The organism is Pseudomonas sp. PDM15 (assembly GCF_014851565.1).
Classification (GTDB): domain Bacteria; phylum Pseudomonadota; class Gammaproteobacteria; order Pseudomonadales; family Pseudomonadaceae; genus Aquipseudomonas.
In genome coordinates, this window is sequence record NZ_JACVAA010000004.1 from 430,192 (window position 1) to 447,391 (window position 17,200).

18 protein-coding genes are annotated in these 17,200 nt (G+C 66.4%); 3 read left to right on the forward strand and 15 right to left on the reverse strand.

From position 1 onward, the window contains the following. Window positions 1–81: 81 nt before the first annotated feature. The 10 genes from hemW to IB232_RS13460 form a co-directional block, all read right to left on the reverse strand. On the reverse strand, window positions 82–1,242 hold the full coding sequence (gene hemW / locus IB232_RS13415; protein ID WP_192399122.1) for a radical SAM family heme chaperone HemW: 1,161 nt from the start codon (window positions 1,240–1,242) through the stop codon (window positions 82–84). Further along, entirely contained in the window at window positions 1,239–1,832 is a 594-nt protein-coding gene (rdgB, locus tag IB232_RS13420) for an RdgB/HAM1 family non-canonical purine NTP pyrophosphatase (protein WP_192399123.1), read from the reverse strand. Before rdgB ends, hemW begins: the two co-directional genes overlap by 4 nt. 2 nt (window positions 1,833–1,834) lie before the next feature. Continuing rightward, entirely contained in the window at window positions 1,835–2,254 is a 420-nt protein-coding gene (locus IB232_RS13425) for a DUF4426 domain-containing protein (protein ID WP_192399124.1), read from the reverse strand. A gap of 26 nt (window positions 2,255–2,280) precedes the next feature. Next, complete coding sequence (metW, locus tag IB232_RS13430) at window positions 2,281–2,901, reverse strand: methionine biosynthesis protein MetW (RefSeq protein ID WP_192399125.1); 621 nt, start codon at window positions 2,899–2,901, stop codon at window positions 2,281–2,283. 1 nt (window position 2,902) lies between these two features. Beyond that, window positions 2,903–4,042: a homoserine O-succinyltransferase MetX gene (metX, locus tag IB232_RS13435; protein ID WP_192399126.1), complete on the reverse strand. Its 1,140-nt coding sequence runs from the start codon at window positions 4,040–4,042 to the stop codon at window positions 2,903–2,905. Between the two features lie 98 nt (window positions 4,043–4,140). After that, a complete protein-coding gene (locus tag IB232_RS13440; RefSeq protein WP_192399127.1) occupies window positions 4,141–6,129 on the reverse strand; it encodes a dynamin-like GTPase family protein in 1,989 nt (662 codons plus the stop codon). A 143-nt stretch (window positions 6,130–6,272) separates the two neighbouring features. Further along, a complete protein-coding gene (locus IB232_RS13445; protein WP_192399128.1) occupies window positions 6,273–6,569 on the reverse strand; it encodes a DUF167 domain-containing protein in 297 nt (98 codons plus the stop codon). Between the two features lies 1 nt (window position 6,570). After that, window positions 6,571–7,164, reverse strand: a complete 594-nt coding sequence (locus IB232_RS13450) for a YggT family protein (RefSeq protein ID WP_192399129.1) — start codon at window positions 7,162–7,164, stop codon at window positions 6,571–6,573. Between the two features lie 9 nt (window positions 7,165–7,173). Further along, the gene (proC, locus tag IB232_RS13455) at window positions 7,174–7,992 is read right to left on the reverse strand and encodes a pyrroline-5-carboxylate reductase (RefSeq protein WP_192399130.1); all 819 of its coding nucleotides are present in this window, start codon (window positions 7,990–7,992) and stop codon (window positions 7,174–7,176) included. Between the two features lie 13 nt (window positions 7,993–8,005). Further along, on the reverse strand, window positions 8,006–8,698 hold the full coding sequence (locus tag IB232_RS13460; RefSeq protein WP_192399131.1) for a YggS family pyridoxal phosphate-dependent enzyme: 693 nt from the start codon (window positions 8,696–8,698) through the stop codon (window positions 8,006–8,008). Window positions 8,699–8,770: 72 nt separating this feature from the next. Between IB232_RS13460 and IB232_RS13465 the strand changes: the two genes are divergently transcribed. Then, window positions 8,771–9,805 carry a type IV pilus twitching motility protein PilT gene (locus tag IB232_RS13465; protein ID WP_192399132.1) on the forward strand — a complete coding sequence of 345 codons (1,035 nt, stop codon included), beginning with the start codon at window positions 8,771–8,773 and terminating at the stop codon, window positions 9,803–9,805. A 58-nt stretch (window positions 9,806–9,863) separates the two neighbouring features. After that, the gene (locus IB232_RS13470) at window positions 9,864–11,009 is read left to right on the forward strand and encodes a PilT/PilU family type 4a pilus ATPase (protein WP_192399133.1); all 1,146 of its coding nucleotides are present in this window, start codon (window positions 9,864–9,866) and stop codon (window positions 11,007–11,009) included. On the opposite strand, the gene IB232_RS13475 is transcribed toward IB232_RS13470, so the two are convergent. Together IB232_RS13475 and IB232_RS13480 are read right to left on the reverse strand one after the other, a co-directional pair. Further along, a complete protein-coding gene (locus IB232_RS13475) occupies window positions 11,010–12,458 on the reverse strand; it encodes a UdgX family uracil-DNA binding protein (protein WP_192399134.1) in 1,449 nt (482 codons plus the stop codon). After that, complete coding sequence (locus IB232_RS13480; protein WP_192399135.1) at window positions 12,458–13,669, reverse strand: putative DNA modification/repair radical SAM protein; 1,212 nt, start codon at window positions 13,667–13,669, stop codon at window positions 12,458–12,460. Before IB232_RS13480 ends, IB232_RS13475 begins: the two co-directional genes overlap by 1 nt. A 112-nt stretch (window positions 13,670–13,781) precedes the next feature. Here IB232_RS13480 and IB232_RS13485 point away from each other — a divergent pair, with 112 nt between their 5' ends. Then, a complete protein-coding gene (locus IB232_RS13485) occupies window positions 13,782–14,180 on the forward strand; it encodes an NINE protein (RefSeq protein WP_192399136.1) in 399 nt (132 codons plus the stop codon). A 230-nt stretch (window positions 14,181–14,410) separates the two neighbouring features. Here the strand turns inward: IB232_RS13485 and IB232_RS13490 are convergent, their stop codons facing one another. From IB232_RS13490 to pyrR, 3 genes are read right to left on the reverse strand one after another with little or no spacing between them, the layout of a single operon-like run. Next, window positions 14,411–15,682 carry a dihydroorotase gene (locus IB232_RS13490; RefSeq protein ID WP_192399137.1) on the reverse strand — a complete coding sequence of 424 codons (1,272 nt, stop codon included), beginning with the start codon at window positions 15,680–15,682 and terminating at the stop codon, window positions 14,411–14,413. After that, window positions 15,682–16,683, reverse strand: coding sequence for an aspartate carbamoyltransferase catalytic subunit (locus tag IB232_RS13495; RefSeq protein WP_192399138.1), 1,002 nt, complete (start codon window positions 16,681–16,683; stop codon window positions 15,682–15,684). Before IB232_RS13495 ends, IB232_RS13490 begins: the two co-directional genes overlap by 1 nt. A gap of 9 nt (window positions 16,684–16,692) precedes the next feature. Continuing rightward, window positions 16,693–17,199, reverse strand: a complete 507-nt coding sequence (pyrR, locus tag IB232_RS13500; RefSeq protein WP_192399139.1) for a bifunctional pyr operon transcriptional regulator/uracil phosphoribosyltransferase PyrR — start codon at window positions 17,197–17,199, stop codon at window positions 16,693–16,695. Window position 17,200: the final 1 nt, after the last annotated feature.

Below are 17,200 nucleotides of genomic sequence, written 5' to 3' on the forward strand. Positions count from 1 at the left end.
TAGGCGAGGCGGCCGCGACCTCCCCGGCAAGGGACATCCGGCAGAGGTAGCGCCATTTGCCTGCGCGCGACCAGGTCCGACTCAGGGCAGGAAGTGCTGCAGCAGATCGTTGAGGAAAAGCTGGCCTTCGCGGGTGGCGACCAGGCGCGCCGGGTCGGTCTGTAGCAGCTGGCGCGTCTCGGCCTCGCGGCGTGCCGCGTCCAGGCTGGCCAGCGGCAGGCCGGTGCGTTGCTCGAACAGGGCCGCCGGCACACCCTCGCTCAGGCGCAGCACGTTCATCAGGAATTCGAACGGCAGCTCCTCGGTGTCCAGTACCCGTTCGCCGGCCTGGAAGGTCTTGGCTGCATCCAGGTAGTCCTTGGGCAGTCGGGTCTTCCAAGTGCGCAGGATGCGCCCGTCCGGCGCGCTCAGCTTGGCGTGGGCGCCGGCGCCGATACCGAGGAAGTCTCCGAAGGTCCAGTAGTTGAGGTTGTGCCGCGCCGCCTTGCCGGCCTGGGCATAGGCGGAAACCTCGTACTGCCTGTAGCCCTCGGCGGCCAGCAGGGCCTGGCCGGCCTCCTGGATGTCCCACAGCAGATCGTCCTCGGGCAGCTCGGGCGGCTGGCTCCAGAACACCGTGTTGGGCTCCATGGTCAGCTGGTACCAGGACAGGTGTGTCGGGCCCTGGGCGATGGCGGTGCGCAGGTCGAACAGGGCGTCCTCGATGCTCTGCTCGGGCAGGCCGTGCATCAGGTCCAGGTTGAAGTTGTCGAAGCCGGCGGCGCGCGCCATATCGGCGGCTCGCACGGCCTCATTACCGTCGTGGATGCGGCCCAGGGCCTTGAGCTTGGCCTCCTGGAAGCTCTGCACGCCGATCGACAGGCGATTGATGCCCAGGCTGCGGTAGTCGCGGAACTTGGCCTGCTCGAAGGTGCCCGGGTTGGCTTCCAGGGTGATCTCGATATCGCTGGCGAACGGCACGCGCCGCTGCACACCTTCCAGTAGTCGACCGAGGGCCTTGGCCGAGAACAGGCTGGGCGTGCCGCCGCCGAAGAAGATCGAAGTCAGCTCGCGGCCGTGGACGTGCTCACGGTCGGCATCCAGATCGGCCAGCAGGGCGTCGACGTACTCCTCTTCCGGCAGGCTCGGCCCGGCGGCGTGGGAATTGAAGTCGCAGTAGGGGCATTTGCGCACGCACCACGGGATGTGGATGTACAGCGCGAGTGGCGGCAGCTGGAAGCCACCGCCGGGCGAGGTGTTCATTGCAGACCCAGGCGCTGCTTGAGCAGGGCCATGGCGCGGGCGCGATGGCTGATGCGGTTCTTCTCGTCGCTGGCCAGTTCGGCGCTGGAGCACTCGCGCTCCGGCACCCAGAACAGCGGGTCATAGCCGAAGCCCTCGGCGCCGCGGGCTTCGCGCAGGATGCTGCCGTGCCAAAGGCCTTCGCAGATGATCGGCAGCGGGTCGTCGGCGTGCCGCACCAGGGCCAGGGCGCAGACGAACTGGGCGCCGCGCTCGGCGTCCGCCACGTCCTTCAGGGCATCGAGCAGCTTGGCGTTGTTGGCCGCATCGCCCTGGCCATCGGCATAGCGAGCCGAGTAGATGCCCGGCGCACCGCCGAGGAAGTCCACCGCCAGGCCGGAGTCGTCGGCCAGCGCCGGCAGGCCGGATACGCGGGCGGCGTTGCGCGCCTTGAGGATGGCGTTCTCGACGAAGGACAGGCCTGTCTCTTCCGGCTCGATGCTGGAGAGTTCGCCCACCGAGCGCACGCGCACATGCTCGCCGAGCATGGCCTGGAGTTCCTTGAGCTTGCCGGCGTTGTGGCTGGCCAGCACCAGTTCTTTGAAGGGCATGGTCATTCGTCCGGGAACACTTCCTGATTGAAGGTAAGGGTGTGCGGTGCGCCATCGCCGATCTGCACGTTGACGCTGAAGGTGAGGATCTCGCGCTCGCGCAGCGGGAACTCGGCCAGGTAGTACACGGCGCCGCTCTCCAGCACTTGCTTGAACTGCAGTTCGACGGTCTGCCCGAGCAGGTTCTTCAGGGTGCCGCCGACCTTGGCCGGCTGGCCCTTGCCGTCCTTGAGCGCGGCGATGTTGAGTACGCCCACCGTCTTGCTGCGGGTCAGGCCGGCGGCTGCAGCGATGTCCGGCTGCAGGAAGCTGGAGTTGAACACGCTGTAGTGCACGTCCAGTTCGCCGAAGGTCTGTTTGCGTTCGGCGAACGCTGGCAGGGCGAAGAGCAGGCAGAGCAGCAGGGATGCGAAACGGCGCATTGAGAGGTCCTCCGGTGCGTCGCGGGTTAGACGGCTACGCGGTGATCGGCCAGGCCGGACCCGCTGACGCGATAGATGCCGATCTCACCCAACAGGTTAGGCCAAAGACGGCTACCCAGGTTGTGGCGATGTTCGTGATCGACGGCCAGGCGTTCTTCCACCTTCGCGCCTTGGGCGTGGCACAGGCGTTCGAAGTCTTCGAAGGTGCAGAAGTGGATGTTCGGCGTGTTGTACCAGGTGTAGGGCAGGAAGTCGGAGACCGGCATGCGGCCCTTGGTGGTCAGGTACCAGCGGCAGCGCCAGTGGCCGAAGTTGGGGAAGGTGATGATGCAGGTCTTGCCAACCCGCAGCATCTCCGCCAGAACCTTGTCCGGGTAGCGCAGGGCCTGCAGCGACTGGGTCATGACCACCACGTCGAAGCTGTTGTCGGCGAAGTTGCCCAGGCCCTCGTCGAGGTTCTGCTCGATCACGTTGACGCCGCGCTCGATGCACTTGGCGATCTTCTCCGGGTCGATTTCCAGGCCGTAGCCGCCCACCTGCTTGTGGTCGCGCAGGTGGGCCAGCAGCTCGCCGTCGCCGCAGCCCAGGTCGAGCACGCGGCTGCCGGCCGGAATCCATTCCTGGATGATTTCCAGATCCGCTCGCATATTAGACCTCGATCCGCTTCATGTAGGCGCTGAAGCCCTGCAGGTAGCGCGGGATCGGCATGAGGAAGGCGTCGTGGCCTTGGGGAGCGTCGATCTCCAGGTAGCAGACGTTCTTCTTGGCGGCGAGCAGGGCGTCGACGATCTCCCGCGAGCGCGCCGGCGAGAAGCGCCAGTCGGTGGTGAAGGACATCAGGCAGAAGTCGGCCTTGGCCACGCTCAGGGTCTTGGCCAGATCGCCGCCGTGGGCCGCGGCCGGGTCGTAGTAATCCAGCGCTTTGGTCATCAGCAGGTAGGTGTTGGCATCGAAGCGTCCGGAGAACTCTTCGCCCTGGTAGCGCAGGTAGCTCTCGACCTGGAATTCCACGCTATGGAAGTCGTAGTTGAGCTTGTCGGTCTTCAGCTCGCGGCCGAATTTCTCGCCCATGGCGTCGTCGGACAGGTAGGTGATGTGGCCGACCATGCGTGCCAGCATCAGGCCGCGCTTGGGGATTACCCCCTGTTCCTGGAAGTGGCCGCCATGGAACTCGGGGTCGGTGAGAATGGCCTGGCGCGCGACCTCGTTGAAGGCGATGTTCTGCGCCGACAGCTTGGGCGCCGAGGCGATGCACAGGCAGTGGCGCACGCGCTCCGGATAGCTGATGGTCCACTGCAGGGCCTGCATGCCGCCAAGGCTGCCGCCGATGGTCGCGGTCCACTGGCGGATGCCGAGCTGGTCGGCCAGGCGGGCCTGGCTGTTGACCCAGTCTTCCACCGTCATCACCGGGAAATCGGCGCCGTAGGGCTTGCCATTGGCCGGGTTGAGGCTGGACGGGCCGGTGCTGCCATTGCAGCCGCCGAGGTTGTTGAGGCTGACGACGAAGAACTTGTTGGTGTCGATCGGCTTGCCGGGGCCGATGCAGCTGTCCCACCAGCCGGGCTTGCGCTCCTCGGCGCTGTGGAAGCCGGCGGCGTGGTGATGGCCGGAGAGGGCGTGGCAGATCAGCACGGCGTTGCTGGCGGAGGCGTTGAGCGTGCCGTAGGTCTCGTAGACCAGCTGGTAGTCGGCCAGGCTGCGGCCACACACCAGCGCCAGCGGCTCGCTGAAATGGGCGACCTGCGGGGTGACCAGGCCAACGGAGTCGGCGGGGAAAACAGTCGGCATCGACCCTGCTCTCGATCCAGGAAAGTGCAGCAGTCTAAAGAGCACGGCCCCCGGCAGCAAGCGCGGGGGCCGTGGCTAAGCGGCTGATTTATCTAGGCTCAGGCCGGGTCGGCGGCACTGTGCTGGCGCGGTGCCGCGGGCAGGGTGACGACCTTGCCCTGGCGCTGGATCGGCGCTGGGCGGCGCAGGGCGCGGAGCATTTCGTTGGCCTGAGCCAACTGGGTCTCCAGTTGCGAGCAGTAGCCGCTCAGTTGCTGGCCGCGCTGGCGCGCCTGCTGGGTTTCCTGGGCCAGGGCCTTGAGGCGCAGCATGTGGGTTTCCAGCATCTGCTTGTGTTCGAGGGTGTGCTGCATCAGCGGCATCAACGCGTCGTTGGCCCACTGCTCGGCGTCCGTGCGCAGGCGCTGGTGCATGCCGATGACTTCCTGAACCAGGGTGGCGAAGAAGCGCTTGGTCAGGCTGCGCTGCTCGGTGAGCAGGGTCTTCAGGTGCAGGCGGAACTGGTCGGCCTTGCCGCGCAACTGCTTGAGCTCACGCAGGTAGCGCTGGCTGTTGAACTGCGGCGCATCGACGCCGTGCAGCGGGTTCTCTTCGTTGTGCCGGCGGTAGATGGCGGCGACCATCTTGTTGGCCATCTCCGCTTCATGAGCCAGGTTGCCGAGGTCGTGCTCCACCGAGCGGAAGAACTGCACGATAGCCTGGTTGATGCCCAGGGTCGTCCAGCTGCCGGTCAGGCCGTGGCGCGCCTGGGACAGGTGCTCCTCCAGGCGCTCCGGGCGCACCGCGGTGCGCAGCAGATCGCCCTGGCGCTTGAGCAGGCGCTGGTTGGTCTTCAGGCCGAGCAGCCGTTTGTGGTGCAGGCTGTGGTCTTCCTTGGTCTTGGCGGTCAGCTCGAACAGCAGCTGGCCGTTGTCGTGCTGATGGTTGTTGAGCAGGTTCTGCTGCTCGCGCACCTTGTCCAGGCGCAGGCTGAGCACGTGCTGGCTGTTGTTGAGCAGAGCCAGCACCTGGTTGACCACGCGCTCCTCGAGCAGGCGTTCCTTCTGCGCCACGATGCGCTCGCACAGCAGTTGCTCCAGATTGGCCAGTCGGCTGCGGGCGAGCAGTTCCTCGTCCTTGCGCACCTTGGCGATCAGTGCCTGCTTGGCCGACAGCGGCAGCACGCTGGCCGCGGGAATGCCGAGCTGCTTGGCAGTGGTGTTCTGTACCAGGCCGATGGCCTTGTTGACGTATTCCTCGCCGGCCAGGTCGTCCCACAGCACGTCGATCTTGTTCAGCACGGCGAACAGGCTGGCCTGGGTGTCCTCGTCGAGCTGACGGATATGTTCCTTCCAGATCGCCATGTCGCTGGCGGTGACGCCGGTGTCGGCGGCCAGCAGGAAGATGATCGCCTGGGCGCTGGGCAGCATCGACAGGGTCAGTTCCGGCTCGCTGCCCAAGGCGTTGAGGCCGGGGGTGTCGAGGATGCGCAGGCCCTGGCGCAGCAACGGGTGGTCGAAGTTGACCATGGCGTGGCGCCAGGCCGGGACCAGTACCTGGCCGGGCTTGCCGGCGGGCTCCAGCATGTCCGGCAGGAAGCCGAGCTGGATCGCCTGCTCGACCAGCATCGGCTTGGTCTTGGCGACCTGGGCGAAGGCCAGGGCCATGTTGTCCGGATCGCTCGGGTCCAGCGGGATATTCACCCAGTGCCGCGGGATGCGCTTGAACTGCGCCACGCTGGCGTCGGCCATGCGCGTCTCGATCGGCAGCAGGCGGATGTAGGAGCGTTCCGAGCGCGGGTCGAAGAACAGCTCGGTGGGGCACATGGTGGTGCGCCCGGCGTGGGACGGCAGCATGCGCTGGCCGTACTCGGAGAAGAACAGGCTGTTGATCAGCTCGGTCTTGCCGCGGGAGAACTCGCCGACGAAGGCCAGGGTGATGTGGTCGGTGCGCAGCAGCTTGAGGGCGCGCTCCAGACGGGCGTCCATCGCCTCGGAGCCGAGGCGGTTGTGCGCCAGCCAGCTGCGATAGCGGGTGATCTCGCGCATCAGCTCGCGCTTCCACGCGACGTAGGCATCCACCTGCTGGCTGAGACGTTCCATGCTCATCCCGGGCACTCCTGCTTCGAAGGTCGGTTGGGTTGGCGCGCAACGGCAGGAAAAGCCCGCGGCTTTGCCGGAGATGGCGGCATTATGCGATGAGAGGCGTTCGCGTCAACCGCTGTGCTTCACAACTTCGGCCCGAAGGTCGCTCAGGACGACCGGGCGGTCATGCCTGGCAGATCCGGCAACTGGCGCGGAGCGCGGATGCGCACGCGCTTCTGGCGGTTCAGCTCGCCACTTTCCAAGCTGACCTGGCTCTTGGCGACGCCGAAGGCGCTGGCGAGGAAGGCCAGCAGCTGGGCGTTGGCCTTGCCCTCCACCGGCGGCGCGGTGAGGCGGATCTTCAGGCGCTCGCCGTGCAGCCCGGCGAACTCGTCCTTGCTCGCCTTGGGCTGCAGATGGCAGTCGAGCAGCAGGTCGTCGCCGTCCCAGCGGAACCAGCCCACCTCAGATGAAGGGGCTGAGGATTGCCGGCATGCCGGTCATGGTGGCCAGGTTGCCGATCACGAAGCGGTCCAGCAGGTTCAGTGCGATGAAGGCGAAGATCGGCGAGATATCCAGGCCGCCGAGGTTGGGGATCAGCTTGCGGAACGGCGCCAGCAGCGGCTCGCAGATCTGGTTGACCAGCTGCGCGCCCGGGTTGTAGCTACCGGGGGCGACCCAGGAAAGGATCACGCTGATGATCATGGCGAAGAAGAAGATCTTCAGGAACAGCGAGGTCACCGCGATGATTGCCCACACCAGCAGCTGCAGGCCGATAGCGACCGGGTTGGCGCCGGCGATCAGCACGACCACCACCATCAGCACCAGTTGCACCAGGATCGCCAGGATCAGCGAGGCCAGGTCGAGGCCGCCAAAGCCGGGGATGATTCGCCGCAGCGGTTTGAGCAGCGGCTGGGTGGCCTTCACCGTGAACTGGCTGAGCGGGTTGTAGAAGTCGGCGCGTACCAGCTGCAGGATGAAGCGCAGCAGGACGATCAGCAGATACAGGCTGCCCAGCGTCTGGATGATATAGATGAGGGCTTCAGCGAATCCGGACATGGAAGTTCCTTATTGACCCAGTTGTTCGGCGAGTTCGGCGGAGCGCCTGGCGGCGGCGTCCAGGGCCTGTTGCACCAGGGCTTCGAAACCGCCGGCCTGGAAGGTCTTGATCGCCGCCTCGGTGGTGCCGTTGGGCGAGGTGACGCGGCGACGCAGCTCGGCAGCCTCGACGTCGCTCTCGGTGGCCATGCGCGCGGCGCCAAGGGCGGTGTGCAGGGTCAGCTGAGCGGCGGTGTCACGCGGCAGGCCGAGTTTCTCGCCGGCGGCGGTCATCGCCTCGATCAGCAGGAAGAAGTACGCCGGGCCGCTGCCGGAGACAGCGGTGACGGCGTCGATCAGCTGCTCTTCGTCCAGCCACAGGGCCAGGCCCACGGCGGCCAGCAACTGCTCGGCCTGCTGGCGCTGGGCGGCGGAAACCTGCGAGTTGGCGTACAGGCCGCTGACGCCCTGGCGCAGTAGCGCCGGGGTATTGGGCATGCAGCGCACGATGGCCACGTCGCCGAGCCAGGCACTCAGGCTGGCGCAGGTGATGCCGGCGGCGATGGAGACGATCAGCTGGCCCGGCTGCAGGCTGGGCGCCAGGGCCTGGCATACGCCCTTGAGCGCCTGCGGTTTGGTCGCCAGGACCACCACGTCGGCGCCGGCGATGGCTTCGGCGTTGCTCTCGAACAGCTGGATGCCGTATTCGGCGGCGACCTTGGCGCGCTGCTCGGCACCCGGATCGCTGGCGCGGATGTGGCCGGCCGGGATGCCCTGGGCCAGCAGGCCGCCGATCAGGCTGGCGGCCATGTTGCCGGCGCCGATGAAGGCGATACGCGGATGAGTCATGTACATGCTTCCTTTATAGGGAGGACGAGCCGTAGTCGCGGGCACCGAACAGCGCGGTACCGATGCGCACCCAGGTGGCGCCTTCGGCGACGGCGGCCTCCAGGTCCTGGCTCATGCCCATGGACAGGGTGTCGAGGTCCGGGTTCAGCGCGTCGCGCAGCTGGCGCAGACGGGCCAGGGGCGCGCGCTGGGCCTGCGGATCGTCGCTCGGTTCGGGGATTGTCATCAATCCGCGCAGGCGCAGTCTTGGCAGTTGTGTAACCGCCTGTGCCAGCTCGGACAGTTCTTCGGGGGCGCAGCCGGACTTGCTGGCTTCGCCGCTGACATTCACCTGCAGGCAGATGTTCAGCGGTGGCAGATGGGCGGGGCGTTGTTCGGACAGGCGCTGGGCGATCTTCAGGCGGTCCACCGAGTGCACCCAGTGGAAGTGCTCGGCGATCGGTTTGGTCTTGTTCGACTGGATGGGGCCGATGAAGTGCCAGACCAGATCCAGGTCGGCCAGCTCGGCCTGCTTGGCCAGAGCCTCCTGCAGATAGTTTTCGCCGAAGTCGATCTGCCCGCCGGCATGCGCCTCGCGCACTGCCTGCGCCGGCTTGGTCTTGCTCACGGCGAGCAGGCCGATTGCCTGCGGATCGCGCTGCGAGGCTTGCGCCGCCTCACGGATACGCTCGCGAACCTTTGCAATATTCTCTGCTATCGTGGACATTACTCGCGCTCTATAGCCCGCCCGTCAGGGGTCTGCGGCATTCTACCTGCTTGCATGTGATTGGGGAGTCCCATGGATATTACCGAGCTGCTTGCCTTCAGTGCCAAGCAAGGCGCGTCGGACCTGCACCTCTCGGCGGGTCTGCCGCCGATGATTCGTGTCGATGGCGATGTACGGCGGATCAACCTGCCGGCGATGGACCACAAACAGGTCCACGCGCTGATCTACGACATCATGAACGACAAGCAGCGCAAGGATTACGAGGAATTCCTCGAGACCGACTTCTCCTTCGAAGTGCCTGGCGTGGCGCGCTTCCGGGTCAACGCCTTCAACCAGAATCGTGGCGCCGGCGCCGTGTTCCGGACCATTCCCTCCAAGGTCCTGAGCATGGAAGACCTGGGCATGGGTGAGGTGTTCAAGAAGATCACCGACGTGCCGCGCGGCCTGGTGCTGGTCACCGGTCCGACCGGCTCGGGCAAGTCGACCACCCTGGCGGCGATGCTCGACTACCTGAACTGCAACAAATACCACCACATCCTCACCATCGAAGACCCGATCGAATTCGTTCACGAGTCGAAGAAGTGCCTGGTCAACCAGCGCGAGGTGCACCGCGATACCCACGGCTTCTCCGAAGCCCTGCGTTCGGCCCTGCGGGAAGACCCGGACATCATTCTGGTCGGTGAGATGCGTGACCTCGAGACCATCCGCCTGGCGTTGACTGCAGCGGAAACCGGTCACCTGGTGTTCGGCACCCTGCACACCACCTCCGCCGCCAAGACCATCGACCGCGTGGTCGACGTGTTCCCGGCCGAGGAGAAATCCATGGTTCGCTCCATGCTGTCCGAATCGCTGCAGGCGGTGATCTCGCAGACCCTGCTGAAGAAGATCGGCGGCGGCCGCGTGGCGGCCCACGAGATCATGATCGGTACCCCGGCGATCCGTAACCTGATCCGCGAGGACAAGGTGGCGCAGATGTATTCGTCGATCCAGACCGGTGGCGCGCTGGGCATGCAGACCCTCGACAACTGCCTCAAGGGCCTGGTGTCCAAGGGCCTGGTCAGCCGCGAGGCGGCCCGCGAGAAGGCCAAGACGCCGGAAAACTTCTAACAACAAAGAGGCGGCCGCCTAAGCGGTCGCCGCATACGAGAGATGCGGGGCGGGAACGATGGAATTTGAAAAGCTGTTGCGCTTGATGGTGGAGAAGGGCGGTTCCGACCTGTTCATCACCGCTGGCGTGCCACCGTCGATGAAGGTCAACGGCAAGATCATGCCGGTGACCAAGAACCCCATGTCGCCGGAGCAGACCCGCGAGACCGTGCACTCGGTGATGAACGAGCAGCAGCGCCGCGAGTTCGCCGAGAACCACGAGTGCAACTTCGCCATCAGCGCCCGCGGCGTCGGCCGCTTCCGGGTCAGCGCCTTCTACCAGCGCAACCTGGCCGGCATGGTGCTGCGTCGCATCGAGACCAATATCCCGACCATCGACGACCTCAAGCTGCCCGAGGTGCTGAAGAAGCTGGCCCTGACCAAGCGCGGTCTGGTGCTGTTCGTCGGTGCTACCGGTACCGGCAAGTCCACCTCGCTGGCGGCGATGATTGGTTACCGCAACAAGAACACCAGCGGCCACATCATCTCCATCGAAGACCCGATCGAATACATCCACCAGCACCAGAGCTGCATCGTCACCCAGCGCGAAGTGGGTATCGATACCGAGTCGTTCGAGGTGGCGCTGAAGAACACCCTGCGCCAGGCGCCGGACGTGATCCTGATCGGTGAGATCCGTACCCGCGAGACCATGGACTACGCCGTGGCCTTCGCCGAGACCGGTCACCTGGCCCTGGCCACGCTGCACGCCAACAACGCCAACCAGGCGCTGGACCGGATCATCAACTTCTTCCCACCGGATCGACACAACCAGGTGTGGATGGACCTGTCGCTCAACCTCAAGGCCATCGTCGCCCAGCAACTGGTGCCGACCCCGGATGGCAAGGGTCGCCGCGCGGTGATCGAGGTGCTGATCAACACCCCGCTGGCTGCCGACCTGATCCGCAAGGGCGAGGTGCACGAGCTCAAGGGCCTGATGAAGCGCTCCACCGAGCTGGGCATGCAGACCTTCGACCAGGCGCTGTACAACCTCTACACCCAGGGCGAGATCACCTACGAGGACGCCCTGCTCTACGCCGACTCAGCGAACGACCTGCGCCTGCTGATCAAGCTGGGCTCGGAAACCGACGGCGATCACCTGACCAGCATGAGCGAAGGCCTCAGCCTGCAGGCGAGCGAGGAAGATCCCGGTCGGCGCTTCCGCTGATCAGCCTGCCGCCGGCGCGAGCTGGCGCGCCCGAGTCAAGGCGGCGACCAGCTCATCGAAACGCTGTTCGCCGCCATCGCCCGCCCGCAGCACTGCTGCGGGATGCGGCGCCACCACCAGCCAGTGCTCCTCGTGCCTGAACGGCTCGGCGAAGTCCGCCAGTCGCAGGCGTTGCGGCTCATACGTCTGCAGCAGTGCTGCCAGTGCCGTCTTGCCGAGGGCCACCACCACCTGCGGTGCCACTTGTTCCAGCTCCTCGCCGAGCCAGCGGCGACAGGCCTTTATCTCTCCCGGTTTCGGCGTCGCGTGCAGGCGCGTGGCGGCGCGGCTGTTCGGTCCTCCGCGCGGAAGCCACTTGAAGTGCTTCACCGCGTTCGTCAGGTAGACCCTCTCGCGAGGTAGTTCGGCCTCGGCCAGCGCGCGCTGCAGCACCTGGCCGGCGGGGCCGATGAAGGGGCGCCCGGCCAGGTCTTCCTGATCGCCCGGCTGCTCGCCGACCAGCATGATCCGGGCATCGTGCGGACCCTCGCCGGGTACCACACAGGTAGCGCCACGCCAGATGTCACAGCCACGGCAATCCTCCAGTGAGGTGCTGGGCGCGCGCTGCGGCTGGGCTCTGTCGCTGGCGATCAGTACCTCCTTGCCCGCGCGCTCGCCGACGCTGGCGGTCTGTGCCAGGCGCTGCTGGCCGGCGCGTGCCTGGCTCATCAGCTGCGGGATCAGCGGGCCCTCGGGCAGGTCCTTCCAGAAACGTACCGGCATGTTGCTTTCCAGTACATCGCGGTTGAGTCGCGCCGGGTTGAAGGTGGCGCCGTAGTAGGCCAGCCACAGCTCGGCACCGGGGTCTTCTGCGCCCCGCGCCAGTTCGCGCAGCTCAATAGGGCAGGGGCGCAGGATACGCATCTGCGAGCCATCCCACAGCGCTGCGGCATCCGGTGTGGCGATCAGCCAGGTGGCGCGGCCCAGGCGTTCGGCGAAATGCTCGACGGCGATTTCCAGAATGTCGTGGGCCGGTTCGTGCCAGGCGACGAAGGCCGGCGCTCCGGCTTCGGCCGGGCGCTGGCGAAAGCGCAGGAAGGCATGCATATGGTGGGCTTCGCGATACACGCTCTTGAGGCGGCGCTGCAGCACGCTACCATCGCTGTCGCCAGCCAGCATGGCGGCGCGGTCGCCCTGGCTGACGCGCCAGAGAATCCGGTACAGCAGCGCCCAACGGTCTTCGGCGCGAAAGCGTGCGGCGTTTTCCAGCAGCTCGGGCAGCTCACGTGGGATGAGCAGTGCGGGCGGCGACGAAGCCTGTACCGGCTCTGGCACAAGGCTGGCAAACAGGTTGCCGTCATCCTTGCCCGCTTGCCAGTTCACCGCATGCGGTGGGACGCCCGCCTGCAGCAGACGGCGGGCCTCGCTGCGCCAGCCGCCGAAGCTGCCATCGAAGCGCGCTGCGTGCATCACCACAGGGCCATCTGTGCTGGCGTGTCGCTGAGCTGGCGGCGCAGCACGGCGGACTCCAGGGTGGCCTGCTGCGGGCGGTAGTCCTGGGTGACGATGAAGGGTTTGACCTTGTCCATCGCGCAGCGCAGGCGCACCACGTCGGCGTAGCGGATGCGCCGCTGGCGGCGCAGGTCGATCAGGCGCTTGGCGCTGAGCATGCCGATGCCGGGTACCCGGGCGATCATCGCCGGCTCTGCGCGGTTGAGGTCGAGCGGGAACTGCGCGCGATTGGCCAGCGCCCAGGCCAGCTTGGGGTCGATATCCAGGGCCAGGTTGCCCGGCGTGGCGATCAGTTCCTGGACGTTGAAGCCGTAGCCGCGCAACAGGAAATCCGCCTGATAGAGGCGGTGTTCGCGCAACAGTGGCGGGGCCTGGAATGGCACGCTCTTTGGGCTGTGCGGGATCGGGCTGAACGCCGAATAGTAGACGCGCTTGAGCTTGTAGGCGCCGTACAGGGTTTGCGCGGTGTCGAGGATGGTGCGGTCGTCGGTGTCGTCGGCGCCGACGATCATCTGCGTGCTCTGCCCCGCCGGTGCGAACGCCGGGCCACGGGTTTCCTCGCTGGCCTCGTCGACGCCGAGGCGGATCGTGCCCATCGCCTGCTTGATGGTGCCGACCTTCTTCTCCGGCGCCAGGCGAATCAGGCTGGCCTCGCTGGGCAGCTCGATATTGACGCTGAGGCGGTCGGCATAGCGGCCGGCCTCGGCGATCAGTTCGGGGGAGGCGTCGGGAATCGTCTTCAGGTGGATGTAGCCGCGGAACTCGTGCTCCTCGCGCAGTAACTTGGCGACGCGCACCAGCTGTTCCATGGTGTAGTCGGCCGAGCGGATGATGCCGGAGCTGAGGAACAGGCCGCTGATGCAGTTGCGCCGGTAGAAATCCAGGGTCAGGCGCACCACTTCCTCGGGAGTGAAGCGAGCCCTCGGCACGTCGCTGGAGCGGCGGTTGACGCAGTACTGGCAGTCGTACAGGCAGAAGTTGGTCAGCAGGATTTTCAGCAGCGCCACGCAGCGGCCGTCCGGGGTGAAGCTGTGGCAGATGCCCATGCCGTTGGTGGCGCCCAGGCCGGATTTGCCGCGCGAGTCACGTTTGGGGGCGCCGCTGCTGGCGCAGGACACGTCGTACTTGGCCGCGTCGGCCAATACGGTTAGCTTGTCGATGAGTTCCATGGATAGCCAAATACTGTATTTGCATACAGTATTTGTTCAATCGCTTGCGGGCGCAAGCGCTCGCGGCGGCCGGTTGTCGGCAACGCGGTTTTTCATCACGCAAGGAGTTCACATGCAACGACAGGACACCCACAGCAAGGTCATCGGCTATCTGCTGTGGATCTTCGGCTTCCTCGGTGCGCATCGTTTCTACTATGGCAAGCCGGTGACCGGGACCATCTGGTTCCTTACCCTGGGCCTGTTCTTTATCGGCTGGATCATCGACCTGTTCCTGATCCCGGCCATGGATCGCGAGGCCGATCTGCGCTTCACCGCCGGCGACACCGACTACAACGTGGCCTGGATCCTGCTGACCTTCCTCGGCGTGTTCGGTGTGCACCGCATGTACCAGGGCAAGTGGATCACCGGGATCATCTACCTGCTCACCGGCGGCCTGTTCCTGCTCGGCGTGCTCTACGACTTCTGGACCCTGAATACCCAGGTCTCGATCAAGAACGCCTCGCGCGCCTGAGAACCTGCTTAAAGCCTGCTGCGCGTCGGAAAAAACTGCGTTGGAGGTGGCCTGGATCGCCAGCCCGGTCGGAATGCTCATTTACCATTTCGTAAACTCGAGTGCGAGCTCAGTCCGCTTCCTCAGCCCACTTCCGCCTTGTTTTTCTCTAGCTCGCGAGCCTTCAAGCAGGTTGTTGTTCACATAGAAGAAAGCCCGCCAATCGGCGGGCTTTTTTCATGGCCGGGCGTTCAGCCCTGATAGCTGAGACGCCCGTCCACCAGGGTGTAGCGCACCTGGCCCGGCAGGCAATGGCCGATGAACGGGCAGTTGCCGCCCTTGGAGCGCCAGGTCTCGCCGGCCAGGGTCTGGCCCTCTGCATCGAACAGCAGCAGGTCGGCCGGGGCGCCCACGGCCAGGCGGCCGGCGGGCAGGCGCAGGGCCTTGGCCGGGCCGCTGGTGAGGCGGGCGAGCAGGGTCGGCAGGTCGAGCAGGCCGTCCTGCACCAGGGTCAGGGCCAGCGGCAGCAGCAACTCGACGCTGCTGATGCCCGGCTCGGTGGCACCGAACGGCGCCAGCTTGGCATCCGGCTCATGGGGCTGGTGGTGGCTGGCGATGCTGCCGATCACGCCGTTTTTCACTGCCTCGCGCAGGCCGTCGCGGTCGAACGCGGTGCGTAGCGGCGGCTGCACGTGGTACAGGCTGGAGAAGCCGAGCAGCGCCTCGTCGGTGAGGATCAGCTGGTACATGGCCACGTCGGCGGTCACCGGCAGGCCGCGGGCCTGGGCGGCGGCGATCATCTCGGCGCCGCGGGCGCTGGTGATCTGGCTGAAATGCGCACGCACGCCGCTTTGCTCGACCAGCAGCAGGTCGCGGGCCAGGGCCACGGTCTCGGCGCTTTCCGGAATGCCGGCCAGGCCGAGGAAGCTGGCGGTGGCGCCTTCGTGGGCCAGGCCGCCGTCGGCGAGGTCGGCGTCCTGCGAATGGAAGATCACCGTCAGGTCGAAGGTGGCCGCGTATTCCAGTGCGCGACGCAGGGTGCGGTTGTTGGCCAGCGGCGCCAGGCCGTTGGCGAAGGCCACGCAGCCGGCGTCACGCAATGCAACGAGCTCTGCAAGCTGCTCGCCGGCCAGGCCCTTGGTCAGCGCGCCGATGGGGAAGACCTTGGTGTGCCCGGCCTCCTGGGCGCGGTCGAGGATCAGCTCGGCCACGGCCGGGGTGTCCAGTACCGGTTTGGTCAGCGGCGGGCAGCACAGACTGGTGATGCCACCGGCGGCGGCGGCCAGGGTCTCGCTGGCGATATTGCCCTTGCGGCTGTAGCCCGGCTCGCGCAGGGCCACGGACAGGTCGACCAGGCCGGGGCTGGCGATCAGGCCGCGGGCGTCCAGTTCCTGGTCGGCGACGAAGCCGGCCGGCGCCTGGTCGAAGGCGGCGATCTTGCCGCCGTCCAGGTAAAGGTCGCGGACCTGGTCCAGGCCGCTGGCTGGGTCGATCACCCGGGCTCCGAGGATTCGCATGCGCATCAGTTGTGCTCCTCGGCATTCAGTTGGCGCTGGGCGTTCTGGCCGCTCATGGTCATCGACAGCACGGCCATGCGGATGGCGATGCCGTAGGTGACCTGGTTGAGGATCACCGATTGCGGGCCGTCGGCCACCGCCGATTCGATTTCCACGCCGCGGTTGATCGGCCCCGGGTGCATCACCAGGGCGTCCGGCTTGGCCAGTTTCAAGCGCTGCTCGGTCAGGCCGTAGAGACGGTAGAACTCGCCTTCGCTGGGCAGCAGGCCCCCCTGCATGCGCTCGCGCTGCAGGCGCAGCATGATCACCACGTCGACGTCCTTGAGGCCTTCGGCCAGGTCGCTGTAGACGGTCACCCCGTACTGCTCGATGCCGACCGGCAGCAGGGTTTTCGGCGCGATCACGCGGATGTCCGGGCAGCCCAGGGTCTTCAGCGCCAGCATGTTCGAGCGCGCCACCCGCGAGTGCAGGATGTCGCCGACGATGGCCACCGAGAGATTCTCGAAGCCGCCCTTGTGGCGGCGGATGGTCAGCATGTCGAGCATGCCCTGGGTCGGGTGTGCGTGGCGGCCGTCGCCACCGTTGATGATCGCCAGGTTCGGGCACACGTGTTCGGCAATGAAGTGCGCGGCGCCGGAGTCGGCATGGCGCACGACGAAGATGTCGGCGGCCATGGCTTCCAGGTTGCGCAGGGTGTCGAACAGGGTCTCGCCCTTGCTGGTCGAGCTGGTCGACACGTTGAGGCTGATCACGTCGGCCGACAGGCGCTGGGCCGCCAGCTCGAAGGTGGTGCGGGTGCGCGTGGAGTTCTCGAAGAACACGTTGCACACGGTCTTGCCGCGCAGCAGCGGGACCTTCTTCACCGCGCGGGCGCCGACTTCGAGGAAGGAGTCGGCGGTGTCGAGGATTTCCGTCAGCAGCTCGCGGGGCAGGCCGTCGAGCGAGAGGAAGTGGCGCAGCTGGCCCTGGTCGTTGAGCTGCAGCGAGCGCTTGGCGTCGGTGGGCATGGGGTATTCCTAGGCGGAAAGGCTTTGCAGCTCGAGGGTGAGCGGCGCGGGGCCGGACAATTTTACCCGTTGCTCGGGGGCCAGGGCGAGGGTCGCGCCGAGCACGTCGGCGTGGATCGGCAGCTCGCGAGCATCGAGGTCGAGCAGGCTGACCAGGGTCACGCTGGCCGGGCGGCCGTAGTCGAACAGTTCGTTTAGCGCGGCGCGGATGGTGCGGCCGCTCATCAGTACGTCGTCGACCAGGACCAGGTGCTGGTCCTCGATCTCGAACGGCAGCTCGGAGGGGCGCACCTGGGGGTGCAGGCCGCTGCGGGTGAAGTCGTCGCGGTAAAAGGATACGTCGAGGGTGCCGAGCGGTTGCTCCAGGCCCAGCTCGCGCAGCAGCGCCTCGGCGACCCAGACGCCACCGGTGCGAATGCCGATGAAGTGCACCTGCTCGACACCGCGACGCTTGAGCAGCGCCTGCAGGTCGCCAGCCATGCGCGGCAGCAGCTGTTGGGGATCGGGCAGAGTCATG